Origin of the sequence: Novosphingobium sp. ZN18A2 (genome assembly GCF_036784765.1) — a bacterium.
Classification (GTDB): Bacteria; Pseudomonadota; Alphaproteobacteria; order Sphingomonadales; family Sphingomonadaceae; genus Novosphingobium.
In genome coordinates, this window is record NZ_CP136651.1 from 459,876 (window position 1) to 485,076 (window position 25,201).

The window sequence follows — 25,201 nt, forward strand, 5'->3', positions numbered from 1 at the left end:
GTGCGCTCACGCCTTTCGCAGCAGCGATCTCAGTCCGCTTCCGCGTCGCGCGTGCTTGCGCGCGATGGTGGCAAGATCCTCCATTGCGAACGGTTTTTCCAGAACGTGGCCAAGGTCGCGAATCTGCCGGGGGATTCGATCGGGCTGTGCGGTGGAAAAGATGATCAGCGGCGGATTGATGGCTGTTTCCACCGCAAGCACGGCAATCGCCCAGCCGTCTCCGCGGTCTGCCAGCGTCACGTCCAGAACAAGGATATCGGGCTGGTGCCGCTCTATCTCGCGCATCGCGCCGGCAACGTCGGGGCAGGTGGCCGCCGATTCGGCACCGGCATCCAGCAGGGCCTGTTCCATCTCCAGCGCGAGCAGGGCGTTGTCTTCGACGATGAGCGCGCGACCCAGCGGTACAGCGCGTGGCGGCCTTGCGTTCCCGTTCGGCCAACCCCTGTTCGGCATATTCGTGAAAACTCCCGCGCGGCGCAGCCGGCAGGCCGCCTTCATCATAACCAGAACGTGCGCGCAGCCGCCACGGTTCCCGCTGGCAAAGCCGTTCGGGCAGTTGTTCAGAGCGCCTTGTCGTAGATCCGGTATTCGCGGTTCACGTGGCTGTCGATCGCATCGGCGATGGCGACCATTCCCTGGTTGTCGTCAAGGATCCAGCCGATCTCGCCGCGCGTGGCGCCATATCCGGCGGCTGCGTTGCGGCGGATATATTCGATCATCATGAAGGCAAGCTGGCTGGCGAGGCGCGACGATTGCAGCTTCTTGCGCACGCCCATCAATGGCACGCGCATGGTGCGAACGCGCGGCTTGCGCAGCCACATCAGCAGCTTGGCCCAGTTGAACGGAAACAGGCTGCCGTTCATCGGCTTGATCGCTTCGTTAAGGTCGGGAAGCGTCATCATGAAGGCCACGGGTTCGCCATCGTATTCGGCGACCATGATCAGGTCTTCGTGGACGATCGGTTTGAACTTCTTGCCGGCATAGGCGATTTCCGTGTCCGTAAAGGGCACGAACCCCCAGTTGTCCGACCATGCATCGTTCAGGATATCGAGGATCAGCGCCGCTTCCTCGTCGAACCTGCTCTTGTCGACCTTGCGCACCTTGATGCGCTTGTTCTTTTCGCCCGAGGTGACGATGCGCTGGATCAGCGGGGGGAAACCCTGCGTGATGTCCAGTTCGTACGTCAGCAAGGACTTGGCGGGTTTGTAATCCAGTGCCTCTATATAGTCCTGGTAGCGTTTCGGCTGGTGGCCCATCATCACCGTCGGCGATTGGTCGTGACCGCGCACAAGCTGGCCCGGTTCTTCCCAGATCGACATGGAAAGCGGCGCCAGCACGCGCGTCATGCCCTTGGCGCGCAACCAGTCTTCCGCCCTTGCGATCAGTGCGTGGGCGATCTCTTCGTCCTCGGCTTCCAGCAGGCCCCAGTTGCCGGTGCCCGGCCCCATGCCCTGTTCGGCGGGCATGGTCAGCGCCATGCGATCGATATGCGCGGAGATGCGGCCGACCGGCCTTGCCCCGCGCCGGGCGATGAAAAGTTCGACGTCGGCATGTTCGAAAAACGGGTTTTTCCCCGGCGTTACAAGTTCCATCGCCTCCATGCGCAGCGGCGGCACCCAGTTGGGATCATCCGCATTGAGGCGATAGGCAAGGTCGACGAACTGCTTGCGCTCGGCCTTGTTCGAAACAGGAGTGATCACTACTTCGCTTGTGGCCACGATCTTGCCTTTGTTTGCTTCTAGGGGGCGTCTGCCGGTGCCCTGCGTATGGTTCCGGCACAATGTCAAGCCGGACGCGATATGCCGGCACGGGTCTTTCGGATACGAACCATGATTGCGAGCGACACTCTTGACCACACTTCGCCGGCCGCCGCCACACCGCGGCTGCCGCGCGGGCTTGCCGGCACGCCGGACGACAAGGAGATGCTGCGCGCCGCGGTAGAGCTGACGCGCGACATCGCCACCGCCCGGCCCGGAATATACTGGCCCGACATGCTCGTTTCGGTGACGGTGGGCTATGGCGCGCTGGCAGGTGCTATCCTGGCAAACAGCCCCGTCGTCGCGGTCCTGCTGGGGCTGCTTTCCGCGCTCGCGCTGTATCGCGCGTTGCTGTTCATCCATGAACTGACGCACATCCACAAGAACGCACTGCCCGGCTTCCGCTTCGCCTGGAACCTGTTGCTGGGCATTCCTATGCTGATCCCTTCGTTCATGTACGAAGGCGTGCACACGCTGCACCACACGCGCGTGCGTTATGGCACGGTGGAAGATCCCGAATACCTGCCGCTGGCGCTGATGAAGCCGTGGACCTTGCCGCTGTTCGTGCTTTCGGCGCTGCTTCTGCCGGTCGGGCTGCTGATCCGTTCGGCAATCCTCGTGCCGCTGGGCGCGGTGATCCCGCCGCTGCGCAAGCTGGTGTGGGAACGTGCCTCTTCACTGTCGATCAACCCCGATTTCCGCCGCCGCCCGCCCGAAGGCGATTTCGCGCGAATGGTGTTCTGGCAGGAACTGGGCGCATCGGCCTGGGCGATCTTCATTCTCGCTTGGTCCGCCACGCACACGTGGTATCCGCTGGCGGTGGGCATCGCCGTCGTCTCTCTGGTCGCGCTGCTCAACCAGGTGCGCACGCTTGTTGCCCACCTGTGGGAGAACGAAGGCGATGCGATGACGGTGACCGGCCAATATCTCGATACCGTCAACGTGCCGCCCACGCGCGCGATGGGCGGGCTGTGGGCGCCGGTCGGCCTGCGGTTCCACGCGCTGCATCACCTGCTGCCAAGCATGCCCTATCACTCGCTGGGCGAAGCGCACCGTCGCCTGGTCGCGCACCTTGGCGCCGATTCGACGTATGAAAAGTCGAACTATCCCAGCCTTCCGCCACTGGTCGTCCGGCTGGTGAGGAGCACGATGATCAGGCGTTGAGCGATTTCGCGCCCTCGCGAATCGCGCGCGTGCAGAATGTTCATGCGGCGCACAGCCTGATCGGCTAGGCAGGGTTCGGGAGTATCGGCGGGACGGTCGGCAATGGCGCCATGTGGCGCGTGTCGAGACGAGGCCGCATGAACGATACTGCCGCACCCCCCAGGAAGCTCGCCCCTGTATGGCTTATGGGGCTTGCCAACGCACCGCTGGGCCTTAACGGCGCGCTGTTGCTGGTCACCATTCCCCAACTTCTGGCGGCGCGCGGTGTGCCCGAAACGGACATCTCCACGGTAACGGCGATCGGCCTGATCCCGGCTTTCGCGGTTGTCCTGATCGCGCCGATCCTGGACGTCCGGTTCACCCGCCGCGCCTATGCATGGATGTTCGGGCCGCTCGCCGCCGTCCTCAGCACCGTGGCGATGTTCACGCTGGGCAACTTTTCTGTGCTGGTGCCGCTGGTCCTTGCCGCGCAGCTCTGCGTTGCGCTCTATGTGTCCGCGCTGGGTGGCTGGCTCGGCGCGAGCCTTCCCAAAGAGGCGGACGGCCAGCTTGCGGTGTGGTTCAACATCGGCAACGGCGCCGGCTTCGGCATAGGGGCGGCGGTGAACATGTGGTTCTATCAGAGCCTGCCGCATCCGCTGGCCTTCCTCGCATCGGGGCTGGTCCTGCTCGTTCCGCTGCCACTGTTGCTGTTACCGCCCGCCCCAAGGGAGGCGGCAAGCCAGCTGAACGAAAGTTTCGGCCGGCTGGCGCGCGATGTGGGCGCCTTGTTGCGCCAGGCGCCGATGCGCCGGCTGATGTTGCTGTTCGTGTTGCCGTGCGCGTCATTCGCGTTGACGAATATGTTCGGCGGGATCGGGCAGGACTTTGGCGCGTCGCCCGATACGGTCGCGTGGGTTTCGGGCTGGGGCGTGCTGGTCCCCTCGTTGCTGACCTCGCTCGTAGCCGGGGCGATCCTGCGCCATGTGCGTGCGCCGGTGTTCTATCTTTCGACCGGGGTGGTGGGGGCAAGCGTCACGCTGGCAACGCTGCTGCTGCCGCGCACGCCGGAAACGTTCGTGTTCGCGGTGGTGGCGCAAAACGTGTTCCAGACCGCCGCATTCACCATCCAGAACGCGATCATGTTCCGGTCCATCGCACCGGACAGCCCGGTTGCGTCCACGCAGTTCGCCGTGCTCGGTGCGGCGGTGGCCGTGCCGATCAGCTATATGCAGGCGATCGACGGGCGGGGGTACGGTCTTGGCGGGCTGAGCGGCGCGTTCCTGACCGATGCGCTGGTTTCGCTTACGGCCTGCGCCTTGCTGGCGGTGCCGGTCCTGCACTGGATGCGCGGCGGCGCGCTGGAGGCAGACGTTCCACCCGCCTCCGACCGCGTTCAGGAATAGGGCGCTATTCTTCGGTACGGATCAGCACCGTCTCGCCGATCAGCAGGAACAGGAAGAACGGCGCCCACGCCGCCAGGAACGGTGGATAGCCGCCGAAGTTGCCCATCGCGAGCGCCGCGTTGTCGACCACGAAATAGGCAAAGCCCAGCGCCATGCCGATTACCGCGCGAACGAACAGCGTGCCCGACCGCGCGAGGCCGAACCCGGCGACCGCGCCCAGCAGCGGCATCAGAAGCGCGGAAAGCGGGCCTGACAGCTTGTGCCACCACTTCGCGTCAAGTTCGCTGGTGCGGTATCCCGCTTCGCGAATGGCAGAGATCGATCGCGAAAGCCGGAACAGCGATTCGGCATCGGCATCGGTCTTGCTGATCAGCACCTGCACCGGCATCACGCCCTTGCCCAGGATAACCGGCGTTGCCAGCTTCTTCGATTGCGCGCTCTGCACGTCGAAACTTTCGGCGTCTTCCAGCTTCCAGCCGGGGTTGGCGAATGTCGCGGTCTTTGCAGAAACGATGCGCGTGACCATGCCCGAAGGATCGCGCTGGTACCAGTTCACGTCCTGCATGCGCATGGCCGTGCCTTCGCCGAACACGGCCTTGGCGAACATGATGTTGTCGCCGTCCTTCAGCCACACGTTGGGACGCACTTCGCTCTCGCCGGGGATCTTGCCGTAATCGACCGCTTGCCAGGCTTTCAGCGTCGCGGTCGCGCGGGTCACGACGCGTTCGTTGAAGCCGAACGTCACCAGCGATGTGACGGCGGCGACCATGAACAGCGGGGCCAGTACCTGGTGCGCGGACAGTCCCGAAGCCTTCATCGCGATAACTTCGCTGTTCTGATTCAGCGTCATCAGCGTGATGATCGTTGCCAGCAGGACGGAATAGGGCAGGAAGCGCGAAACCAGTTGCGGGAAGCGCAGCCCCGCATACGTCAGCAACTGGGCCTGACCATTGCCCGGGAATTCAAGGATCTTGCCGCTTTCGCCCAGAAGGTCGAGCATCATCAGCACGATCACCAGCATCAGCAGCACCGCCACGATGCGCAGCGCGAACATCTTCGCCATGTACAAGGTCATCGTGCGCGAAGGCATGAAATCAAGCTGCACCGGCATCTCCCTGTTGCTGTTGCGCCGGGCCGCGGGGGGCATGGTCTGCCGGCAGACGCCGGCGGGCGAAAAGCCGCTTCAGCGCATGGCTGGCCTTGGCGAATACGCGTTCCAGCCCGCCGATCGGCTGCCCGCCGGGGACATAGGCGATGCGCCAGTACATCCACACGATAAGCGCGGCAAAAAGCACGAACGGCACCCACAGCGCCAGCATCGGGTCGATCCGGCCCAGCGAGGCCACATCCTGCCCGTACTGGTTCACCTTGTGATAGGCGACGACCATCACGATCGACAGGAACACGCCAAGCGCCGAGCTCGATCGCTTGGGTGGCACCGCCAGCGCGACCGCCAGAAGCGGCAGCAAAAGCATCATCACCACTTCTACAAGGCGGTAGTTCAGGCTGGCGCGGCTTTCGGCCCGCACCAGCGGCGTCGAATTGTCGCTCCAGCCGATCCGCAGCAGTTCGGGCAGGAAATATTCGCGCTCTGCCCCGCCGCGCTTGCGGAACCGTTCCACCCTGGGCAGGTCGATCGGAAGATCCTGGCTGGTAAAGCTCAGCACGCGCGGCGTCGTGATGCCGGGGCCGCTTTGCACCATCTGCCCGTCCGACAGGCGCAGGATAACCGTGTCGGGCGCGTCGCGGTTGGCGAAGAAGCGCCCCTCTCGCGCGGTTACGACCATCGTGTCCCCGGTCGAGGTGGCGACGCGGGCGAAAATGCCGCGTAGGTCGCGTCCGCCGTCGCGGCTTTCGTCAATGCGCAGCGCCGTCTTGTCCTGCAGCGTATTGAATTCGCCGATCTTGATCGAAGCGCCCAGCGCGCCCGACTGAAGCTCGAAATTCAGCTGTTCATAGTAATAGCGCGCCAGCGGCTGGACATAGCTGACGATCGCGAGGTTGAGCAGCGCCAGCGCGATCGTGAACAGATAGGGCACGCGCAGCATGCGGGTGTAGGAAAGGCCTACCGCGCGCATCACGTCCAGTTCCGAACTCATCGCCAGCTTGCGAAAGGCAAACAGGATGCCCAGCATCAGGCCCAGCGGGATCGCCAGGCTGGCATATTCGGGCAAAAGGTTCGCCAGCATCTTGAACACGACCGTCACAGGCCCGCCCTGCGCCGCCACGAAATCGAACAGGCGCAGCATCTTGTCGAGCATCAGCAGCGAAGCGGCCAGCACGAACACGCCCAGCATCGGCACCAGCACGAGCCGGGCGATATAACGGTCTGTGGCGGTGAGGAACTTCAAGGGGCTGCCGTGCGGGAAATGGGGCTGGACGGCGGCCTATAGCGCGGCGAACCGATCAGGTCATGCCAGAAAGCGCACAAGGCGGACCGGATACCCGACCGGACCTGTGCCGGCGGCGTTCAGGCCTTTTCCAGCGTGCACTGCAGCGGGTGCTGGTTCTCGCGCGCGAAATCCATCACCTGGTTCACCTTGGTTTCCGCGATTTCATAGGGATAGACGCCGCAAACGCCCACGCCGCGCTGGTGGACATGAAGCATCACGCGCGTCGCCTGTTCAAGATCCATGTGGAAAAAGCGCTTCAGCACGATCACCACGAATTCCATCGGCGTGTAATCGTCGTTCAGCATCAGCACCTTGAACATGCTGGGCTTCTTCGGGCGGGTGCGGGTCTTGGTGGCGATGCCGACCTGGCCGTCGCCTCCCGCGTTCGAACCGCTATCGTCGTCGCCGTCGGCCGCACGGACAAGGCGCAGGGGCAGGCTGTCGCCCGGATATGGAACGGGGTTGAAAGTCATCACGCAGGAATATCGCATTGCCATGGCCGCCAAACAAGGGGGACATGGCCCATCCGGGCTTGCCGACAGGTAAACGGGCCGGGTGGCATATTGCCACCCGGCCCGCTCGATTGGTCCGGTTAACCGTCCGCCGGGTGTTCCGGCGGCGGCAGGGCGCCCTGGATCAGGCGGCCTTCTTCATCTTTTCGACAGCCAGGCTGACGCGGGTCGAAAGCGGCTGGAACGCTTCGTTGACCAGCTTGAGCATCGCTTCGCTGTTCTTCGAGGTCGCGGCGACCGCGGCATCGAAGTTCTTGCGGGCAAGCGCCGTCTGCTTTTCGAAGAACTCGTTGGGCGACTTCACCGCGGCGAGATCCTTGGCGTCAGCGGTCATGGTTTCGAAAGCCGACTTCGATTCCTCGACATAGCTCTTGCCCATGTCCTGCAGGCCGGCGGCGAGGATCTTGGTCGATTCGACCATCGCCTCGACATTGCCCTTGGCGAATTCGGGAACGTCGGAGAAAGCCGTCTGGCCCTTCTCGAACAGCGTCTTGGCGCGTTCCTGCATGTCCTTCATCGATTCTTCGAACTTGGCGGTGAATTCAGTGGTGGTGGTCATGATCGATGTTCCTTTGCTGGAAGCCGGCTTGGCGGGGGCTGCCGGCTTTGTCTTCTTCGGTACGACTTTGGGCTTGGCCGCGGCTTTCGCGGCAGCAGGCTTTGCGGGAGCGGGAGCCGCCTTCTTCGCCTTGCGCGGCGCGGGAGCGGCTTTTGCGGCAGGCTTTGCAGCCTTTGGCGCCGTTTTCGCCCGGACAGGCTTTACGGCTTTCGCGGTCTTCGCCTTGGCCGGCTTTGACGCCGGCGCTTCGGCCTTGGTTTTAACCGAAGGGGCTTCAACCGGGGCGGCTTCAACCGCCTTGGTCTCAACGGCCTCTAGTTCGACCGGCTTGGCCTCGGCAGATTTCACGTCCACCTTGGCGGATGCTTCGGCATAGGCCTTTTCGGCGGCTGCGTCGGCCTTGTCGGTTTCGGTGCTCATGCGAAATTCCATTCCAGCAACTCCGGCCGGGCGACCCAACTCGTCCGACCATTGCTGCAGTGCGAAATAGGCTATCGCAGGTGCGAAGTCAAGGAATTTTGTGCAGTGCACAATAAGCCGCCCGCCACCTTGCGGACGACGCCGTCAACTCGCTTTTTCCGAAGGCGAGACTACCTGGATTTCACATAGCGGCCCGGCGCGTCCTCGATCACCTTGTCGCCGCGCCCGCCGGGCTTGCGCTTGCCCTTGGCGGCAACCTTTTCCGGCGCCTGCCCGGCAAGCCACTCGATCCAGTCGGGCCACCAGCTGCCCTTCGTCTCCTTTGCGCCGGATACGAATTCTTCCAGCGAGTCGGGCGATTTGTCGTTCAGCCAGTACTGGTACTTGTGCGCGTCGGGCGGGTTGACCACGCCCGCGATGTGGCCCGATCCGGCCAGCACGAACCGGTAAGGGCCGGAAAGGTGCCGGGTCAGCTTCCACACGCTTTCCGCCGGGGCGATATGGTCCTCACGTCCCGCTTGTATATAGCAGGGCGTCTTGATCCGCCTGAGGTCCACCGGCGTTCCGTCGACCACGATCGAATCGGGCACGACCAGCCGGTTGTCGCGATAGAGATCCTTCAGATAGGCCTGGTGCCACTTGCAGGGCAGGTTGGTGGTATCCCCGTTCCAGTAGAGCAGGTCGAACGCCGGGTATTCCTCACCCATCAGGTAGTTGTTGACGACATAGTTCCAGATAAGGTCCGTGCCGCGCAGCGCGTTGAACGTGGCCGCCATCCAGCGTCCGTCCAGATACCCGTCCGTTTGCAGGCCCTCCAGCATCTTCAGCTGCTGGTCGTCTATGAAGTTCTTGAGGTCGCCCGCCTTCTCGAAATCGACTTGCGCCGTGAAGAACGTGGCGCTTTTCACCTTGCCTGCCTGTTTGCGCCGCGCCAGCACGGCCAGCGTCGCGGCAAGGGTGGTGCCGGCAACGCAATAGCCGATGGTGTGGACCGACGGCACTTTAAGCCTGTCGCGCACCACGTCGATCGCTTCGATCTGCGCGTGCACATAATCGTCCCAGGTCACGTCCGCCATGCTGGCATCGGCCGATTTCCAGGACACGATGAATACCGTCACGCCCTGTTCGACCGCCCAGCGGATGAAGCTTTTCTTCGGATTGAGATCGAGGATGTAGAACCGGTTGATCCACGGCGGGAAGATCACCAGCGGCGTTTCGAAAACCTCATCCGTGGTGGGGCTGTACTGGATCAGCTGGAACAGCGGCGTTTCATGCACCACCTTGCCCGGCGTTATCGCGATGTTGCGCCCCAGTTCGAAGGCGCCAAGATCGGTGTGGGTCAGCTGCCCGCGCGAAATGTCCGTCAGCAGGTGTTCGACGCCGGTAACAAGGTTTTCGCCCTTCGTTTCCAGCGTGCGTTCGATCACCAGCGGATTGGTGAAGGGAAAGTTCGCCGGGCTCAGCGCGTCGGTGATGACCTTTGTGATGAAGGCCAGCTGGGTCTTCTTGTCCTCCGGCAGCCCCTCCACGTCCTTGGCCATGGCCATCAGCCGCTCGGCCAGCAGGAGGTAGGTCTGGTGGATCAGCGCGAACAGCGGTTGCTTGCGCCAGCGCGGATCGGCAAATCGGCGGTCCTTGCGCGGAAGTTCCGGTTCATCCTCCTTGTCCTTCGCTTCGGGGCCGATGCCGTATTGCCCCAGGATCGACGTCCACAGCGCAAGGCTTTCTTCCCAAAGGATCTGCTGCACTTCCGCCTGGGCGACCGGCATCAGCTTCCACCATTCGGCGGCCATCGACGCCCAGGCCGATGGATCGGCGAATTTCGACAGCGCCGGTTCGGCCTTGCCGGCCTGGTCCGCTGCGAAATCCAGCCACATTTTCTGCAACTTGGCGGCTGACATGCCCCAGTGCTGGACGTCTCCCGGTTCGGGCAGGCGACTCATCTCGTCCCCGATGAACGGCGCGAAGAATGCGTGGAACGCTTCACCCTGCTGGCGGACGATATCTTCGAAAACCGCGTTTTCCCGCGCTGCGTCGTCAGGATGGGTGGTGTCCGCGGAACCGGTATTGTCGGCTGGCATGGTCGCTCCCTGGAAAGGCGTTGCCCCTGGCTTATACATTGCCGTCCCGCGATTGTGACCCCGTCCTTTTGCGCAACGGCATTTCCGAAAAGCGCAAGCCAAGGACGTTTTCTTGTGCGGCGACTTCGCGTAGACGGGCACAGTGCGCGGCAATTCCGCCGCCGCATAAGCATTTGGAAGACAACAGACCCGTGGAAGAAGAGTTCTACCGCATCAAGCGCCTGCCGCCCTATGTCATCGCCGAAGTCAATGCGATGCGGGCAGAAGCACGCGCAGCCGGCCGGGACATCATCGACCTGGGCATGGGCAACCCCGATCTTCCGCCGCCGCAGCACGTGATCGACAAGCTGTGCGAAGTGGCGATGAAGCCCAGCGCGCACGGTTATTCCGCGTCAAAGGGCATACCCGGCCTGCGCCGCGCCCAGGCGAACTATTACGGCACGCGATTCGGTGTGGACCTCGATCCGGACAGCGAAGTGGTGGTTACGCTGGGCTCGAAGGAGGGGCTGGCAAGCCTCGCCACCGCGATTACCGCGCCGGGCGACGTGATTCTGGCACCGAATCCCAGCTATCCGATCCATACATTCGGCTTCATCATCGCCGGGGCGACCATCCGCTCCGTCCCCACGACGCCGGACGAAACCTATTTTCGCAGCCTTGAACGGGCGATGGCATTCACCGTGCCGCGCCCCAGCGTGCTAATCGTCAACTATCCGTCGAACCCCACGGCGGAGACGGTGGACCTTGCCTTCTATGAAAGGCTGGTGGCCTGGGCGAAGGAGAACAAGGTCTGGCTTCTGTCCGATCTTGCCTATTCCGAACTCTATTACGACGGGAATCCGACGCCATCGATCCTCCAGGTGCCGGGCGCCAAGGACGTGGCGGTGGAGTTCACCTCTATGAGCAAGACCTATTCCATGGCCGGGTGGCGCGTTGGCTTCGCGGTGGGCAACAAGCGGCTGATCGCGGCGCTGACGCGGGTGAAAAGCTATCTGGACTATGGCGCCTTCACGCCGATCCAGGCGGCGGCCTGCGCCGCGCTCAACGGCCCGCAGGACATCGTCGAGAAGAATCGCCAGCTCTACCAGAAGCGTCGAGACGTTATGGTGGAGGCATTCGGCCGCGCCGGATGGGAAATTCCCAAGCCCAAAGCCTCTATGTTCGCGTGGGCGCCCCTGCCGCCCGCGCTGAAGGAAATGGGCAGCCTTGAGTTTTCCAAGCAGCTCCTCACCCATGCCGAAGTCGCGGTTGCGCCGGGCGTCGGTTATGGCGAGGACGGCGAAGGCTATGTGCGTATCGCGATGGTGGAAAACGAACAGCGCCTGCGCCAGGCCGCGCGCAACGTGAAGCGCTACCTCGCCAGCGTCGGCGTGAACGCATCGGCGGCCTGATTCCCTGCCGGGGCTTCCATCCCGGCATGGCCGGAAGGCGCCCTGAAACCTCCTGATCCGAAGCAGTTGCCCTTGGCTGCCTGCCGGCCCCGCGTCCACAATGCGGGGCCGCTGGTGGCACGGGGTCGGACGGGGGGCTGGACGGGCGATGCGCGCCTTCTGCTGGTATTCGGACCGGTCCTTGCCGGCCGCGCTCGACCTTGTGGAGCGCGGCTGGCTGCGGCTGGAACCGGACCGCGAAGGCGGGCTGCCGCCCGGAAACTGTGCGGTGATTGTGGATGGCCGGGGTTCCCTTCCGGCCAGCGGCGGCGCGCCCGCTGACCGAGGCCGCATGCTGGTGGCGGGGGTGCAGTGCAGCGCCGCGCGGGCAATGCTTCTTGCCCAGGGTTATGGCGACGCGATTTCGCTTCCCGCCGCGCAAGAGGAAGTGGAAGCGCGCGCGCTGCGCCTGCTGAACCCTGTAGCGCAATCGCTCGCGGTGCGCCGGGCAGGCCCGCTGCTGCTCGATCTTGCCGCGCGCGATGCCTGGCTGGCGGGGCGGCGAATCGCGCTTCATCCCCGCGAATTCGGCGTGGCCTGGATTCTGGCGGAGCGTCCCGGCGAACCTGTGGGCAAGGCGCGCCTGCTGCGCGACCTGTGCGGCCTATCCCACGATCCGGGCACCAACCGGATTGCCGTTCACGTCAGCCGGTTGCGGGCGAAGCTGGCGGCGGCCGGCGTTACCGGCCTGATCCGGACTTCGGCGGACGGCAGCTATCGCCTGGCGGCATCCTGTCGTGCCGACGCCCCGCGACGCGATGAAGGAGTTGGACGAAGCCGCGCCATCGGGCAGACTGGCACCAAACCGGAAACGGAGAGGATTCCATGACAGCCGAGACCATCAATATCAGGGACCGCGTTACGATCAGCGTAGAGGATCACGTCGCGCACGTCCTGCTTGACCGCGCGGACAAGCTGAATGCGCTGGACGACGATATGTTCGCCGCGATCGTGGAGGCCGGGCACAAGCTGCACGAATGGAACGGCGTGCGCTGCGTCGTGCTGTCGGGCGCGGGGCGGGCGTTCTGCGCCGGGATCGACCTTTCCAGCCTGGGTAAGTCTGACAGGTGGCGCGAAACCTCGCTCACCGATCGCACGCACGGCAACGCCAATCGCCCGCAACAGGCGGCGATGGCGTGGCGCAAGCTGCCGATGCCGGTGATCGGCGCGATCCACGGCGTCTGCTTCGGCGGCGGATTGCAGATTGCCAGCGGCCCCGACATCCGTTTTATCCATTCCGACACGCGGCTGGCGGTGATGGAATCGAAATGGGGGCTGGTGCCGGACATGGGCGGCTATGCGCTGTGGCGCGGGAACGTGCGCGACGATGTGCTGCGCGAACTGACCTATACCCACCGCGAATTCAGCGGCACCGAAGCGGTGCAACTGGGCTTTGCCACCCACGTGGACAGCGAACCGCTGCGCGCGGCGATGGAACTGGCGCACGAAATCGCGGGGAAAAGCCCACACGCGGTGCGCGGCGCCAAGTCGCTTAGCAACCGCATGGGTTACATGAGCGAAGACGAGATCCTGATGGCCGAATCCATCGCCCAGCACGAACTCATGTTCTCGAAGAACCAGATGGAGGCGGTTCGCGCCGGAATGGAAAAGCGCCGGCCCGAATTCATCGATCCCTGATCCGAAGCGCTACTGGCCCTGGTTCATCAGGGCGTCGACAAAGCGCTGGCGCCACCAGAACACGTCTTCATAGGCGACGATGTCCATCAGCGAGCGCCAGCGTTCTTTGCGCTCTTCCAGCGGCATTTCCAGCGCGGTTTCGATCGCGTCGGCAATCGAATCGGGGCTGTAGGGGTTAATCATCAGCGCTTCGGTCAATTGTTCGGCCGCGCCTGCGAACTGCGACAGGATCAGGACGCCGGGATTATCAGGGTCTTGCGCGGCGACATATTCCTTGGCGACAAGGTTCATGCCGTCGCGCAGCGGCGTGACCAGCCCGATCCGCGCGGCCCGGAAAATTCCGGCCAGAACATCGCGCGGGAAGCCGCGGTTGACATAGCGGATCGGCACCCAGTCGATATCCGCGAACTCGCCGTTGATGCGGCCGGTCAACCCTTCAAGGGTCTGGCGGATGTCGCGATAGGTCTGCACCGCGGTGCGCGAAGGCGGAGCGATCTGGAGCAGATAGACCTTGTTCTTCCGCTCCGGATGCTTGGCCAGATACCGCTCGTAACCGGCGAAACGTTCGGGAAGGCCCTTGGAATAATCCAGCCGGTCGACGCCCACGATCAGGTCGCGCCCGATGTTGCTTTCGGCCATGCGTTCATAGGCGTCGTGCGCCGTCTTTCCGTTCGCGGCCTCCACGAACTCGCCCGTGTCGATTCCGATCGGGCAGGCGATGGCGCGGATGGTGCGCGATCCGATCGTCACGCTGCCGTCGGGGCCCAGCACCGCGTCCATTTCGTGCGTCACATAGTGGCGAAAACTTTCGAGCCACTCGTTGGTCTGGAAGCCGATCACGTCATAGGCGAACAGCGATTCGACAAGCCTGCGGTGATCGGGCAGCGCAACCAGCAACCGCGTGGGCGGCCACGGTATGTGCAGGAAGAACCCCATCCGGTTCCGGCATCCCTGCTGGCGCAGCAGCCAGCCCAGCGGGATCATGTGGTAATCGTGCACCCAGATCAGGTCGTCTTCCTGGATTTCCGGCGCGATCTTCTCGGCGAAAACCGCGTTCACACGTTCATAGCCACCCTGGAACTCGCGCTCGAATTCGGTCAGGTCCAGCCGGTAGTGGAACAGCGGCCACAAGGTGCGGTTGGCATAGCCGTCGTAATATTCCTCTATGTCCTGTTCCGACAGGTCGAGCGTTGCCGATGTAACGCCGTCGTAGGTGGAAAAGGTCAGTTCGTGCCCAGGTCCGGCATCGCCCGACCAGCCGAACCAGATGCCGTCGTGCTCACGCAGCGCGGAGGTCAGCGCAACCGCCAGTCCGCCCTGCGCGCCCCCGCTTTGCGCCTTGGGGGCGGAAACACGGTTCGAGACGACGATCAGGCGGCTCATCTGATAGAGCTCCATGGCTTGCTGAGCAGGCCGGCGCAATTGATGATCCCGACAAGCGAATAGGTCTGCGGGTAATTGCCCCACAGTTCCCCGCTCGCGGGATCGATATCCTCACTGAGCAGGCCGGCGCCGGTGCGGCGCGATAGCATTTCCTCGAACAGTTCGCGCGCCTCGTCGCTGCGGCCGGTGAAATGCATCGCCTCGATCAGCCAGAACGTGCAGACGTTGAACGCGGTTTCGGGAAGGCCGAAATCGTCTTCCGTGTCATAGCGCAGCATGTGCGATCCGCGCCGCAACCCCTTTTCGACCGCCGCCAGCGTATCGCGGAAGCGCGGGTCGTCGGGCGCAAGGAATCGGATCTCCAGCAGTTGCAGCACGCTGGCATCCAGGTCGTCGCCCGAAAACGTGGCCGAAAGCCGCTTGCTGTCGGGCCGCCACGCGCGTTCCTCGATAACCGCGCGGATGTGGTCGGCGCGTTCCTGCCAGCAGGCCTGCCTGTCGCGCAGGCCAAGCGCCTTTGCGGCATTGGCCAGCCGGTCGCAGGCCGCCCAGCACATGGCGGACGAATAAGTGTGCACCGCCTTGCGTGTGCGCAATTCCCACAGGCCGGCGTCGGGCTGGTCGTAATGCTCCCACGCGCGTTCGCCCACGCGTTCGAGCGCATGGAAATCCTCCACGCCGGAAACGCGGAACAGCCGCTGGTCCAGCATCGCGTGGACCGATGGCATCACGATCTGGCCATAGGCATCGTACTGCAATTGCAGATAGGCCTCGTTGCCCACGCGCACCGGACCCATTCCGCGAAAGCCGGGCAGGCCCTCTTCCTCTCGCTCTTCCAGCTTCGCTTCGCCAAGAACGCCGTAAAGCGGCTGGATGTGCCCGCCGCGTGCGCTGTCCACGATGTTGCGCAAGTACGAAAGATAGCCTTCCAGAACGTCCAGCGCGCCAAGCCGGTTCAGCGCTTGGACCGTGTAATAGGCATCGCGGATCCAGCAATAGCGATAGTCCCAGTTGCGTTCCGAATTGGCGAATTCGGGAATGGACGTGGTCAGGGCGGCAACGATCGCGCCCGTTTCCTCGTGCTGGCAAAGTTTCAGCGTGATCGCCGCGCGGATCACCGCTTCCTGCCATTCAAGCGGGATCGCAAGCCCGCGCACCCAGCCCTGCCATTCGGCAATCGTGTCCGACAGCATTGAATCGAGTGTGGATGGCATACTGCCCGAAAAGCTCTCGTCCGGGCCGAGGAAGAAGTGCAGCGTCGATTCCAGCCTGAAGCAGCGCTGCTCGTCTATCATGCCGACGGGCGCCGTCGTGGTCAGGCGCAAGGTCATTCCGCTGGCCCTGAAGCGCAGGTGATTGGTGCCGCCTATCGTATGCGGGCAGGTCTGCCCCCAGTGGCGCGTGGGGTTCAGCCGCATCCTGATGCGCGGAGAGCCGGCCAGCGGGCGGACGATGCGCGCAAACGCAACCGGCCGGTAACTGCGGCCCAGCCGCCGGAAATAGGGGCAGAAATCGACCACTTCGATCGAATTGCCGGCGGAATCGGTGTGCCGGGTGATCAGCACGGGCGTGTTGCGGATATACTCCTGGCTGGTCTCCACGCAGTCTTCCAGGTCGATGGCCCAGAACCCGGTATCGGGATCGTCGCCGCCCAGAAGCGCGGAAAACAGCGGGTCGCCATCGACGCGCGGCACGCAGCCCCACACAAGGCGGCCCGCGCGGTCGATCAGCGCGCTGACCTGGCAATTGCCGATGGGAAAAAGGTCGAGGCTGCTCATCGGGCAAGCTCCGATTCCAGCCAGTCGCGCACCGCGTCGACCCCGGGCAGGCGGAAGCGCGCGGCAGACTGGCGTTCCGGGCCGACCAGTACGCCATGCCCGTCAAGCCGGCGTGCGGCAAGGAAACCCGGCTCGTCGGTATCGTCGTCACCGGCAAAGACCGGGATTGTTCCGACCATGCCCGGGTCCGCCATCAGGCGTTCGACCGCCATGCCCTTGTCGCCCGAGCCGAGCCGAAGCTCGACCATCTTCTTGCCGGTCTGCAGCGCAAGGCCCGTGTCGGCGGCCAGTTGCTGCGCCAGCCGGTTGCTTGCCGCTTCGTCCTGCGGGGCAAGGCGGTAATGGAGCGCGGCGCCAAGCGGCTTGTCTTCCACCAGTACGCCGGGGTGCGCATCGGCGAAGGCGCGCATGCGCTTCACTGCGGTGTCGAGCGACGCGGGGCGGACCGGCCGGTCAACCTTTCCGCTGGCATGGAGGATTTCCAGCCCGTGACTGCCGGCGATGGCGATGCCGTCCAGCCCCAGCAATGCCTTCAGCGTGGCCGCATCCCTGCCGCTGATGAACGCGATGCGCCGATCAAGCCGGTCGCCAAGCGCGGTGACCAGGCGGCGCAGCCGATCGTCGACCAGCACCGCATCGGGCCGCGGTGCAAGCTCTACCATCGTGCCGTCGAAATCGAGCAGGAGAGTCGCCCCCTCCAGCAGCCCGGCTGGCGGCGGGGCCTTTTGTCCGGTCATGTCGAGCTGCAACATTGCCCCCCTTTTAAGTGGAAATCCGCGCGTGGAAATCCTGCCCGAGAAATTGCCGTTTCCCCATGGGGGACGGGCGAGCCGTGCGAAGGTTCCCGCGGCGCGCACTGTGGGGATAGGTGCTGCAAGGCGCGTTGGAAAGGGGCGGGGAAAGGGGCGGAGCATTTCCACGTCAAAATGCCGATTGCAATGCAGCAGGCGGTCGGCTAGGGCCGCTCGACCCGCGAAAACCAGCGGTTTGGCCCGATGGCGGAGTGGTGACGCAGCGGACTGCAAATCCGTATACGCCGGTTCGATTCCGGCTCGGGCCTCCACCCTTTTTTCAAAGCTCCAAAGTGTTGCGCGATCTTGCGCGCGGCGGGCTTTCTTCGTGAACCGAACGACGCCGGGCCGGACGGCCGGGGTTCCGCCCCGACAACGCGCCAGCTTCCGCAAACCGTGCCGGCTTTCCGTTGTGCGCTGCGTCTGCCTTGCCGCCTTTGTCGTACCGGTTTTTCCCGCCCTAATCGCTTTCCGTCGGATCGGTGCGGGTCGATACGGTGTCGGCCCTTGTGCTGCCGACCGCCGGTTCCTGCACCAGCTTGAGCGCCTCGCTCGCCCGCCACACGGACCGCGCCCGCGCGAAGGCGACCGCATGCTCCGGCAACTGGTCAATCCAGTGGAAGATGCGTTTTCGTTCCTCGACATCGGCCCCGTTTTCGAGGCGCATCAGGAATTGCGCGGCGATTTCATCGATTGAACGCCGCTTTGCCGTTGTCCGGGCCTTGGGCGATTTGGGTTCCGTCACGCCTCATCTCCGCTTGGGACAGAAGGGTTACTGCCTTTGCCACATGTTTCTCTACTGTGGAAACGGACAACTTCATCTCTTCCGCTATCTCGGCAAAAGATTTTTCATGAACGCGGCGCAGAATAAACGCCCGGCGGCATTGCGGCGGGAATTGTGCGACGACTTGTTCCAGCCATCGCAACTCGTCGCGCGCGTCAAGTAACGCCTCGCCGCTTACGGAGCTTTGCATGGCATCGATATCGGCGGCGATCTCTATCGAGACGACCTTGCTGCGCCGCGCCATGTCTATCACCAGGTTGCGCGCGATCGTGAACAGATAGCTTCGCCCGCTGGTGATGCGGCGCCATTCCTCGTTGGCATAGGCGCGCGCCATCGCTTCGGAGACAATGTCGTCGATATCGGCCGGATTGTTGACCATGCGCCGCACGCGCGATCGCAGGGCGCGCTGGTGCGGCAGGATGACCGATTCAAACCAGTCCAGCTTTGCTTGTGTGACGCTCAAACCGTCCCCCCGGAACAGCCTTTGCGAGACACCTCTCCCTGGACCCGTGATTCTTATGGCCAAAAATTGAACATGGATGCGCTGCCCTGTCCAGCCCTTCGATTGCGATCGCGTAATTCTCCCCCGGAAACAGGGCTTTCGAAAAAATATTTTTAACAAATGGAGGTTTCCCGCGCGCCATTCGTTTCATCGGGCAACGGAGTTTCGGACAAGGTGTCCGGTCTTCCAAAAGGGGCGCAGATACATTTATGCAACTGCCATCGGCACTGCATGACCGGCATGACGGAGCGCGATGTCGCCGCGCATCGGCGTGCCTGACTGATCCCCTCGCATCGAAATTGGGCGCTTGTGCGCAGCCGTCCGGGCCGCAGCCCGGCCGCGCGTGTGCGAGATCCTGGAATCGAACCGGCAGAACATACCAAACGCCGGAAATACATGAGGAAACACCACGGGAGAGGTCTTCAACAAATACCTGACTCAAGGGGGGTAGAATGAAGATCACGCAGACGAGTTCGTTCCTTGCCATGGCCGTTGCGCTGTCAATGACCGCGCCGGTTGCGGCCCATGCCGCAGAAGCCGATGCCGGACCTGCAACCACTACCGCCGCCGATGCTGCCGCAGCCGCGAGCATTGCCGATCCCGGGGAAGCCATTGTCGTCACCGGCGTTCGCGGCGAACCGCGCAGCGCAATCGATTCGCCAGTCCCGGTCGACGTCTTTTCGGCCAAGGATCTGGAACAGGTTTCCTACACCGACACCAACGACGTGCTGGCGACGATCTCGCCATCCTACACCGTCTCGCGCCAGCCGATTTCCGACGGCGCCACCTTCATCCGCCCGGCATCGCTCCGCGGGCTTCCGACCGACAAGACGCTTGTGCTGGTGAACGGCAAGCGCCGCCACCGCGCCGCGCTGGTCCAGATCGGCGGTTCGGGCACGCAAGGTCCGGACATCGCCACGATCCCGTCGATCGCGCTGAAAAACGTGCAGGTGCTGCGCGACGGTGCGGCGGCGCAATACGGGTCGGACGCGATCGCGGGCGTCATCAACTTCATCCTGAAAGACGATACCCGCGGCCTGGAGATCAACGCCCAGACGGGCCAATATTACGCGGGCGACGGCTTCAACTACAATGTCTCGGCCAACTGGGGCATCGGCATTGGCGATCGCGGCTTCATCGACATTTCCGCCGAATACGAACACGCGGATCGCACGTCACGCGCCACGCAATACTGCGAATCCTATTTCTGCGTGGACACCTATGCCGCGACGCATCCCGATTATGCCGCGGGCGTGAAGGCGGAATACGGCGACGGCGTGGTGCAACGCTGGGGGCGCCCGAAAAGCGAGGCTGTGCGCGGCTTTGTGAACGCGGGATACGATTTTTCCGACCAGGCGCAGTTCTACGCTTTCGGAAACTATTCGCGCAGCAAGGCCGTCAGCGACTTTTTCTATCGCTATCCGCACAACGGTACGATCGAATACGTCCGCAAGCCGGACGGTTCGCTGTGGTGGCCGCTGGACATCTTCCCCGGCGGCTTCACGCCGCAGTTCCGCGGCAAGGTGATCGACTATTCGGGCGTCGCGGGCCTGAAGGGCGAACTGGGTGACGATTTCACCTATGACGTTTCGGCCCGCTATGGCCGCGACGAGATCGACTATACGATCGATCACACGATCAACCCGTCGATGGGGCCCGATACGCCCACCAGCTTTGCGCCGGGCAACCTGATCAATACCGAAAAGCAGTTCCAGATCGACCTGACCAAGGGCTTCGACCTTGGCCTGGAAAGCCCGCTGCTGTTCGCGTGGGGTGGAAGCTACCTTGAGGAATCCTACAATATCGAGCAGGGCGGCGCAGACTCCTATTTCGCCGGACCCTATTCGCAGCCCGATCCGTGGGGCTTCTGCGCAAGCGGAGCGCCTACGGCGGCAGGTGCGGCCGTGATCGCCAACGGATCGACGCTGAACTGCGCGGACTCGTCCGATCCGGTCTATCAGGTCATGGGTGTCGGCTCGAACGGCTTCCCGGGTTATTCGCCAACCTTCTCGGGCATCTACAAACGCCACAGCTATGCGGTTTACGGCGACCTCAGCACCGACATCACCGACCGGTTGTTTGTTGAAGGCGCGCTGCGCTGGGAAAGCTATTCCGACTTCCCCGAACAGGTCATCTACAAGGTGGCCGCACGCTACAAGCTGACCGACAGCCTTGCCTTCCGCGCGTCGATGGGCACCGGCTTCCGCGCACCGACACCGGGCCAGCAGGGGACGACCAACGTTTCCACCCGCATCAGCGAAACGGGTGAGCCGATTGCCAGCGGCCTGTTCCCGGCGAACAGCGCGGTGGCGGCGGCCATCGGCGCCAGCCCGCTGAAGCCCGAAAAGTCGGTCAACTACGCGGCGGGCCTTACCGCAAACTTCGGCCAGTTCACGCTGACGCTCGACGGGTACTGGATCAAGCTGAAGGATCGTCTGAACGCGGTTTCGCCCATCGCCATCGTTGACGACTGCGATACCTCGACACCGGGCATCCAGACCGATTGCGCAGGCTATCGCGGCAACCTGGTGGCGGCGGGCGTGGTCGGCGCCAACTCGATCGGGCAGGTGCAGTATTTCGCCAACGCCTTCAACACCGTGACCAAGGGCTTCGACCTCGTCGCCAGCTACAACAAGCCCTGGGGCGGGGGCATGACAACGAAGGCGACACTTGCCCTCAACTATAACGAGACCGATTTCGACGGTTCCGTCAGCTCGATCTTCAACGCCGAGGACCAGTTCGATTTCCTGAACGGCGTGCCGAAGTGGAAGGGTATCCTGACGCTCAACCACACGATGGGTGCGCTCGGCCTGATGGCGCGCGCGACCTACTACGGACCGTACAAGAACTCTGACGGCGGCGCGACGATCACCAAGACGCAGAACTTCGGCGGAAGTGTCTATGTCGATCTCGAGGCGAGCTACACCTTCATGCAGAACTACAAGCTGTCGGTCGGCGCGCGCAACGTGTTCGACCACTATCCCGACCCGGGCCTGTTCGAGGCGGGCCAGGGGCGGATCTACCGCTCCGATTCCGTCGTCGACTGGCAGGGCGGCTATTACTACGCGAGCGTCAGCCTGAAGTTCTGATCGCTCTTGGCATACCTCCCGGTGTGGCAAGCAGCGATGCGCGCCGCACCGGGATTACCGGGATGAGGCTCTTGGAAACCGGACCGACTGAAATCGTAACGGACGACGACCCGCCGAGGCGGGTGGCCAGGAGCCTTGCACAGTTGCGGAGCCCGGACCGGATGAGGGCGGTCCGGGCTCCGCTTCCTCGCCTTTGGCACGTCCCGCGACGCGGGATCTTACTTCGGGAAATCGCAATATGACGTCAATTTCGGTCGTACAGACCGGGCGCGAGCGCACGCCGCTTCCGCCCACAGCCGGACGGAGGGCATGATGCCGGCGAACGATCTCCTCCACTGGACATATACCATCGCCCTTATGCTCGTCGCGGGCGGGCTGGCGGGTTTCGCTGCCGGCCTGTTCGGGATCGGCGGCGGCTTTGTTGTCGTGCCCGCGCTGCTTGCCATGCTGCCGCTGCTGGGCGGATCGCCGAATGAAGTGGCGCACGTGGCGATCGGCACATCGCTGGCGACCATCGTCGTCACCTCGCTGCGTTCGGTCCAGGCCCATGCCCGGCGCGATTCGGTCGACTTCGCGATGCTCAAGACCTGGGCGCCGTGGATCGTGGCCGGGGTGGGTGCGGGCGTTCTGCTCGCCTCGCGCATCAGCAGCCAGGGTCTTGTCATCATATTCGGCGTGGGCGTTATCCTGATGGCGCTGCATTTCCTGTTCCCGGTGCTGAAGGGGAGGCATCTGTCGGACGACCTGCCCAGCGGCGTCGGCCGCGCGGCGATCGCCACGGGGCTCGGAACGTTTTCCTCGCTGCTGGGCATCGGCGGCGGCACGATAACCACCATCGTGATGACGCTTTGCGGCCGCACCATCCACCGCGCGATCGGCACGTCTTCGGGCGTGGGCTTCATCATCGCGGTTCCGGGCATGATCGGGTTCATGGCGATCGGTCTGGGATCGCACGACCTGCCGACCGGATCGATCGGATATGTCAACGTGCCAGCCGCGCTGGCCATCATCGCGACCTCTATCTTCACCGCGCCGGTCGGCGTGGCGGCTGCCCACAAGCTCAGCCCGCCGCTGCTCAAGCGCATCTTCGGCATCTACCTGCTCCTGATCGGATACCTGATGATCCGCAGGGGCCTTGGCTTTTGATCACCCGTCCGCTCACCGACGAAAGGAACAAATCATGACGGATACCCTTGTCGCACCGGAGCCGACCCTTGCTCCCGAACATGAGGAAGAACTGGTCAGCCGTGGCTATTCGCGGCGGCAGGCCGCCCGCATCGCGACGCTCTTTGCGGTGGGCGCGGCGATCCCGCGCATGGCCCAGCCCGCTTTCGCCCAGCAATCGGCCAAGGCGGTGATCGGCGCGGTTCGCATCGCTTCGAACGAATGCTGGACCGGCCCCTTCCCCGAAGGCGTTGCCGCGGCGACCAGGAACGCGATCCTTGGCAACCGCTATGAACCGGACAACGACCACCAGAAGCTGTTCGAGGCGGTGGCCAAGGTCGAGGGCATCCCGGTGGAAAGCATCCTCGCCTGGCCGGGGTCGAGCGATCCGCTCAGCCGGTCGGTCATCACCTTCTGTTCGCCAAAGCGCGCGCTCGTCACCGCCAATCCCAGCTATGAGCAGGGCTGGCGCACCGCGCAGTGGCTGGGCGCGAAGCTGACCCGCGTGCCGATGACGCCGGACCATCGCCACGACGTGAAGGCCATGCTGGCCGCAGAGCCGAACGCGGGCATGTTCTACATCTGCTCGCCCAACAACCCGACCGGCACGGTAACGCCGCTGGAAGACGTGAAGTGGCTGCTGGCGAACAAGAAGCCGGATTCGATCGTGGTGGTGGACGAAGCCTATATCCACTGGACCGACGTTCCGCGCGCCGCGAAACTTGCCGCCTCGCGAGACGACATGCTGGTTCTGCGCACGTTTTCGAAGCTGTTCGGCATGGCCGGGATGCGCCTGGGGCTGACCATCGGCAGCAAGAAGCTGTACGAAAAGATGATGCGTTACGACGGCGGGCAGGTGACGTTCATGCTGCCGACGACCGCCGTCGCCTGCGGCACCGCCTGCATCACCATGGATGACAAGATCGCCAGGCGTAAGGCGGAAATGATCGCTTCGCGCGACATGACGATGGCGCACCTGAAAAAGCGGGGCATCCCCTATATCCCGTCCGAAGCGAATATGTTCATGATGGACTGGGGCAAGGGCAAGGACCCCAAGGCGATGCAGGCCGCCATGCTTGAACAAGGCGTGCAGATCGGCCGTTCGTGGGACTTCTATCCGACGATGAGCCGCGTCACCGTCGGCTCGTACGAGGAGATGCAGAAGTTCTGTCTGGCCCTGGATAAAGTCCTGATGGCCTAGTTTCTCCAGCCCCGCGCCTTTGCTTCGGCCTCTGCCGAGGCGCTGAGCGCGGGGCCATCGGCCATGTCCTGCGCCGCGGCCATAAGCGCGGCATCGGCGCTTCCCGCCTGACGGTATTCGCCCGTTTCGGCCGAGCCTACGCCCATCACCCGGTCAAGCCGCCAGCCCTTGCCGTCGCGGCAGGCGATGCCTGACCGGGCCGCGCCGGAAAAGGTGCGGCACAATTCGCCGTGCTTGTCCTTGAAGCTGAGAAGGATGCGCGTTTCCGCGTCGGCGGGCTGCGTCGCGACAAGCTGGTTGTCGAGCGCGGAAGCAAGCTGCGTTCCCGCATAGCCTTCGCCCGGTCCGGTGCCCTGCCGTCCCAACACCACAGCAAGCACCAGCGACGCGGCCAGCGCGGGAGCGGCGGCCCAGGTCCAGCGGGGCAGGCGTTTCAGCCCGCGCGCCTGCCTGGCCGCCGCGAAATCGACGACTTCGGCCCCTGCGGTATCGCCGCCGCCGCGAACCGCTTCTACCAGCCGGTCGGGAACCGGGGCGTCCTTGACCGGCGCGAAGTGCGCGCCAAGCTGGGCGCGCAGCAGGCGGTGCGCTACAACCTCTTTCGCCAGCGCCGGATCGGCTTCGACGGCCGCTTCGACGGCGGCCAGTTCGGCCCCGGAAAGCTCGCCGTCGGCATAGGCGGCAATCTGTTCGCGCGTCACGGTCATGCCGTTTCTCCCAGCAGCGCGAGCAGCGCATCGCGCCCGCGCACCAGCCGCGAATTGAGCGTGCCCACCGGGCATCCCACGATTTCGGCGGCCTCTTTGTAGGAATGCCCTTCAACCATTACCAAAAGCACCGCCTCGCGCTGTTCGTCCGGCAGTTTCTGCAAGGCGCGGTCAACGTTCGACAGTTCCACCTGCGATTCCTGCGCGCCGTCGGCACCGACCGACAGGCCGGCCTCTTCATCCACGAACGACTGCCGCCGCCGCGCTGCCGCCCTTCCTTCGTCGATCCACAAATTGCGCATGATCCGGTACATCCAGCTGTCGAGCCGCGTGCCCTCCTGCCACTGGTTGCGGCTGCGGAGCGCGCGTTCGATGGTCATCTGGCAAAGATCGTCGGCCTGCGTCATGTCGCGCGAAAGACCGGCGGCGAAACGCCGCAGCCTCGGCAACAGTTCGAGCACTT

At 64.0% G+C, this 25,201-nt stretch carries 22 protein-coding genes and 1 tRNA gene; 9 read left to right on the plus strand and 14 right to left on the minus strand.

Going from position 1 to position 25,201, the window contains the following annotated elements:
* Window positions 1–6 precede the first annotated feature (6 nt).
* Together RXV95_RS02320 and RXV95_RS02325 are read right to left on the minus strand one after the other, a co-directional pair.
* Complete coding sequence (locus tag RXV95_RS02320; RefSeq protein WP_338467416.1) at window positions 7–453, minus strand: response regulator; 447 nt, start codon at window positions 451–453, stop codon at window positions 7–9.
* Window positions 454–560: 107 nt separating this feature from the next.
* Window positions 561–1,718 carry an N-acetyltransferase gene (locus tag RXV95_RS02325; RefSeq protein ID WP_338467417.1) on the minus strand — a complete coding sequence of 386 codons (1,158 nt, stop codon included), beginning with the start codon at window positions 1,716–1,718 and terminating at the stop codon, window positions 561–563.
* A gap of 111 nt (window positions 1,719–1,829) precedes the next feature.
* Here RXV95_RS02325 and RXV95_RS02330 point away from each other — a divergent pair, with 111 nt between their 5' ends.
* Together RXV95_RS02330 and RXV95_RS02335 are read left to right on the plus strand one after the other, a co-directional pair.
* Window positions 1,830–2,921, plus strand: a complete 1,092-nt coding sequence (locus RXV95_RS02330; RefSeq protein ID WP_338467418.1) for a fatty acid desaturase — start codon at window positions 1,830–1,832, stop codon at window positions 2,919–2,921.
* Window positions 2,922–3,058: 137 nt separating this feature from the next.
* Entirely contained in the window at window positions 3,059–4,306 is a 1,248-nt protein-coding gene (locus RXV95_RS02335) for an MFS transporter (RefSeq protein WP_338467419.1), read from the plus strand.
* 4 nt (window positions 4,307–4,310) lie between these two features.
* On the opposite strand, the gene lptG is transcribed toward RXV95_RS02335, so the two are convergent.
* From lptG to phaC, 5 genes are all read right to left on the minus strand, one after another.
* On the minus strand, window positions 4,311–5,411 hold the full coding sequence (gene lptG, locus RXV95_RS02340; RefSeq protein WP_338467420.1) for an LPS export ABC transporter permease LptG: 1,101 nt from the start codon (window positions 5,409–5,411) through the stop codon (window positions 4,311–4,313).
* Window positions 5,401–6,657 carry an LPS export ABC transporter permease LptF gene (lptF, locus tag RXV95_RS02345; protein WP_338467421.1) on the minus strand — a complete coding sequence of 419 codons (1,257 nt, stop codon included), beginning with the start codon at window positions 6,655–6,657 and terminating at the stop codon, window positions 5,401–5,403. The genes lptG and lptF overlap by 11 nt, the downstream gene beginning before the upstream one ends.
* 119 nt (window positions 6,658–6,776) lie before the next feature.
* Window positions 6,777–7,172, minus strand: coding sequence for an ATP-dependent Clp protease adapter ClpS (clpS, locus tag RXV95_RS02350; RefSeq protein WP_338467422.1), 396 nt, complete (start codon window positions 7,170–7,172; stop codon window positions 6,777–6,779).
* 163 nt (window positions 7,173–7,335) lie between these two features.
* A complete protein-coding gene (locus tag RXV95_RS02355) occupies window positions 7,336–8,190 on the minus strand; it encodes a phasin family protein (RefSeq protein WP_338467423.1) in 855 nt (284 codons plus the stop codon).
* A gap of 170 nt (window positions 8,191–8,360) precedes the next feature.
* Window positions 8,361–10,133 (minus strand): class I poly(R)-hydroxyalkanoic acid synthase, encoded by a 1,773-nt coding sequence (gene phaC / locus RXV95_RS02360; protein WP_338468614.1) that lies wholly within the window; start codon window positions 10,131–10,133, stop codon window positions 8,361–8,363.
* Window positions 10,134–10,462: 329 nt separating this feature from the next.
* Between phaC and RXV95_RS02365 the strand changes: the two genes are divergently transcribed.
* The 3 genes from RXV95_RS02365 to RXV95_RS02375 all read left to right on the plus strand — a co-directional run bounded on the left by RXV95_RS02365 (window position 10,463) and on the right by RXV95_RS02375 (window position 13,339).
* A complete protein-coding gene (locus RXV95_RS02365; protein WP_338467424.1) occupies window positions 10,463–11,662 on the plus strand; it encodes an LL-diaminopimelate aminotransferase in 1,200 nt (399 codons plus the stop codon).
* 148 nt (window positions 11,663–11,810) lie between these two features.
* Window positions 11,811–12,530, plus strand: a complete 720-nt coding sequence (locus RXV95_RS02370; RefSeq protein WP_338467425.1) for a winged helix-turn-helix domain-containing protein — start codon at window positions 11,811–11,813, stop codon at window positions 12,528–12,530.
* On the plus strand, window positions 12,527–13,339 hold the full coding sequence (locus tag RXV95_RS02375) for a crotonase/enoyl-CoA hydratase family protein (protein ID WP_338467426.1): 813 nt from the start codon (window positions 12,527–12,529) through the stop codon (window positions 13,337–13,339). The genes RXV95_RS02370 and RXV95_RS02375 overlap by 4 nt, the downstream gene beginning before the upstream one ends.
* Before the next feature lie 9 nt (window positions 13,340–13,348).
* Here the strand turns inward: RXV95_RS02375 and RXV95_RS02380 are convergent, their stop codons facing one another.
* From RXV95_RS02380 to otsB, 3 genes are read right to left on the minus strand one after another with little or no spacing between them, the layout of a single operon-like run.
* Window positions 13,349–14,722: a trehalose-6-phosphate synthase gene (locus RXV95_RS02380; protein WP_338467427.1), complete on the minus strand. Its 1,374-nt coding sequence runs from the start codon at window positions 14,720–14,722 to the stop codon at window positions 13,349–13,351.
* Window positions 14,719–16,500, minus strand: a complete 1,782-nt coding sequence (locus tag RXV95_RS02385; RefSeq protein ID WP_338467428.1) for a glycoside hydrolase family 15 protein — start codon at window positions 16,498–16,500, stop codon at window positions 14,719–14,721. The genes RXV95_RS02380 and RXV95_RS02385 overlap by 4 nt, the downstream gene beginning before the upstream one ends.
* Complete coding sequence (gene otsB, locus RXV95_RS02390; RefSeq protein WP_338467429.1) at window positions 16,497–17,252, minus strand: trehalose-phosphatase; 756 nt, start codon at window positions 17,250–17,252, stop codon at window positions 16,497–16,499. Before otsB ends, RXV95_RS02385 begins: the two co-directional genes overlap by 4 nt.
* 237 nt (window positions 17,253–17,489) lie before the next feature.
* Between otsB and RXV95_RS02395 the strand changes: the two genes are divergently transcribed.
* Window positions 17,490–17,563 (plus strand) — tRNA-Cys (locus RXV95_RS02395).
* A gap of 188 nt (window positions 17,564–17,751) precedes the next feature.
* Here the strand turns inward: RXV95_RS02395 and RXV95_RS02400 are convergent.
* Together RXV95_RS02400 and RXV95_RS02405 are read right to left on the minus strand one after the other, a co-directional pair.
* Window positions 17,752–18,036: a DUF4880 domain-containing protein gene (locus RXV95_RS02400; RefSeq protein WP_338467430.1), complete on the minus strand. Its 285-nt coding sequence runs from the start codon at window positions 18,034–18,036 to the stop codon at window positions 17,752–17,754.
* Window positions 17,978–18,601 (minus strand): sigma-70 family RNA polymerase sigma factor, encoded by a 624-nt coding sequence (locus tag RXV95_RS02405; protein WP_338467431.1) that lies wholly within the window; start codon window positions 18,599–18,601, stop codon window positions 17,978–17,980. The genes RXV95_RS02400 and RXV95_RS02405 overlap by 59 nt, the downstream gene beginning before the upstream one ends.
* Before the next feature lie 428 nt (window positions 18,602–19,029).
* On the opposite strand from RXV95_RS02405, the gene RXV95_RS02410 reads away from it, so the two are divergent.
* The 3 genes from RXV95_RS02410 (at window position 19,030) to RXV95_RS02420 (ending at window position 24,031) form a co-directional block, all read left to right on the plus strand.
* The gene (locus RXV95_RS02410) at window positions 19,030–21,666 is read left to right on the plus strand and encodes a TonB-dependent receptor (RefSeq protein WP_338467432.1); all 2,637 of its coding nucleotides are present in this window, start codon (window positions 19,030–19,032) and stop codon (window positions 21,664–21,666) included.
* A gap of 309 nt (window positions 21,667–21,975) precedes the next feature.
* A complete protein-coding gene (locus RXV95_RS02415) occupies window positions 21,976–22,812 on the plus strand; it encodes a sulfite exporter TauE/SafE family protein (RefSeq protein WP_338467433.1) in 837 nt (278 codons plus the stop codon).
* Window positions 22,813–22,846: 34 nt separating this feature from the next.
* Complete coding sequence (locus RXV95_RS02420) at window positions 22,847–24,031, plus strand: pyridoxal phosphate-dependent aminotransferase (RefSeq protein WP_338467434.1); 1,185 nt, start codon at window positions 22,847–22,849, stop codon at window positions 24,029–24,031.
* Here RXV95_RS02420 and RXV95_RS02425 read toward each other — a convergent pair.
* Both RXV95_RS02425 and RXV95_RS02430 read right to left on the minus strand, forming a co-directional pair.
* Complete coding sequence (locus RXV95_RS02425) at window positions 24,028–24,738, minus strand: zf-HC2 domain-containing protein (protein WP_338467435.1); 711 nt, start codon at window positions 24,736–24,738, stop codon at window positions 24,028–24,030. The genes RXV95_RS02420 and RXV95_RS02425 overlap by 4 nt on opposite strands.
* Window positions 24,735–25,199, minus strand: coding sequence for an RNA polymerase sigma factor (locus RXV95_RS02430; protein WP_338467436.1), 465 nt, complete (start codon window positions 25,197–25,199; stop codon window positions 24,735–24,737). Before RXV95_RS02430 ends, RXV95_RS02425 begins: the two co-directional genes overlap by 4 nt.
* Between the last annotated feature and the right edge of the window lie 2 nt (window positions 25,200–25,201).

What these genes read in the sequence shown, in the direction of transcription:
- RXV95_RS02320 (WP_338467416.1), bottom strand. Translation starts at nt 453, where the DNA reads ATGCCGAACAGGGGTTGGCCGAACGGGAACGCAAGGCCGCCACGCGCT.
- RXV95_RS02330 (WP_338467418.1), top strand. Translation starts at nt 1,830, where the DNA reads ATGATTGCGAGCGACACTCTTGACCACACTTCGCCGGCCGCCGCCACA.
- RXV95_RS02335 (WP_338467419.1), top strand. Translation starts at nt 3,059, where the DNA reads ATGAACGATACTGCCGCACCCCCCAGGAAGCTCGCCCCTGTATGGCTT.
- clpS (WP_338467422.1), bottom strand. Translation starts at nt 7,172, where the DNA reads ATGACTTTCAACCCCGTTCCATATCCGGGCGACAGCCTGCCCCTGCGC.
- RXV95_RS02355 (WP_338467423.1), bottom strand. Translation starts at nt 8,190, where the DNA reads ATGAGCACCGAAACCGACAAGGCCGACGCAGCCGCCGAAAAGGCCTAT.
- phaC (WP_338468614.1), bottom strand. Translation starts at nt 10,133, where the DNA reads ATGAGTCGCCTGCCCGAACCGGGAGACGTCCAGCACTGGGGCATGTCA.
- RXV95_RS02370 (WP_338467425.1), top strand. Translation starts at nt 11,811, where the DNA reads ATGCGCGCCTTCTGCTGGTATTCGGACCGGTCCTTGCCGGCCGCGCTC.
- RXV95_RS02375 (WP_338467426.1), top strand. Translation starts at nt 12,527, where the DNA reads ATGACAGCCGAGACCATCAATATCAGGGACCGCGTTACGATCAGCGTA.
- RXV95_RS02380 (WP_338467427.1), bottom strand. Translation starts at nt 14,722, where the DNA reads ATGAGCCGCCTGATCGTCGTCTCGAACCGTGTTTCCGCCCCCAAGGCG.
- RXV95_RS02385 (WP_338467428.1), bottom strand. Translation starts at nt 16,500, where the DNA reads ATGAGCAGCCTCGACCTTTTTCCCATCGGCAATTGCCAGGTCAGCGCG.
- otsB (WP_338467429.1), bottom strand. Translation starts at nt 17,252, where the DNA reads ATGTTGCAGCTCGACATGACCGGACAAAAGGCCCCGCCGCCAGCCGGG.
- RXV95_RS02410 (WP_338467432.1), top strand. Translation starts at nt 19,030, where the DNA reads ATGAAGATCACGCAGACGAGTTCGTTCCTTGCCATGGCCGTTGCGCTG.
- RXV95_RS02415 (WP_338467433.1), top strand. Translation starts at nt 21,976, where the DNA reads ATGATGCCGGCGAACGATCTCCTCCACTGGACATATACCATCGCCCTT.
- RXV95_RS02420 (WP_338467434.1), top strand. Translation starts at nt 22,847, where the DNA reads ATGACGGATACCCTTGTCGCACCGGAGCCGACCCTTGCTCCCGAACAT.
- RXV95_RS02425 (WP_338467435.1), bottom strand. Translation starts at nt 24,738, where the DNA reads ATGACCGTGACGCGCGAACAGATTGCCGCCTATGCCGACGGCGAGCTT.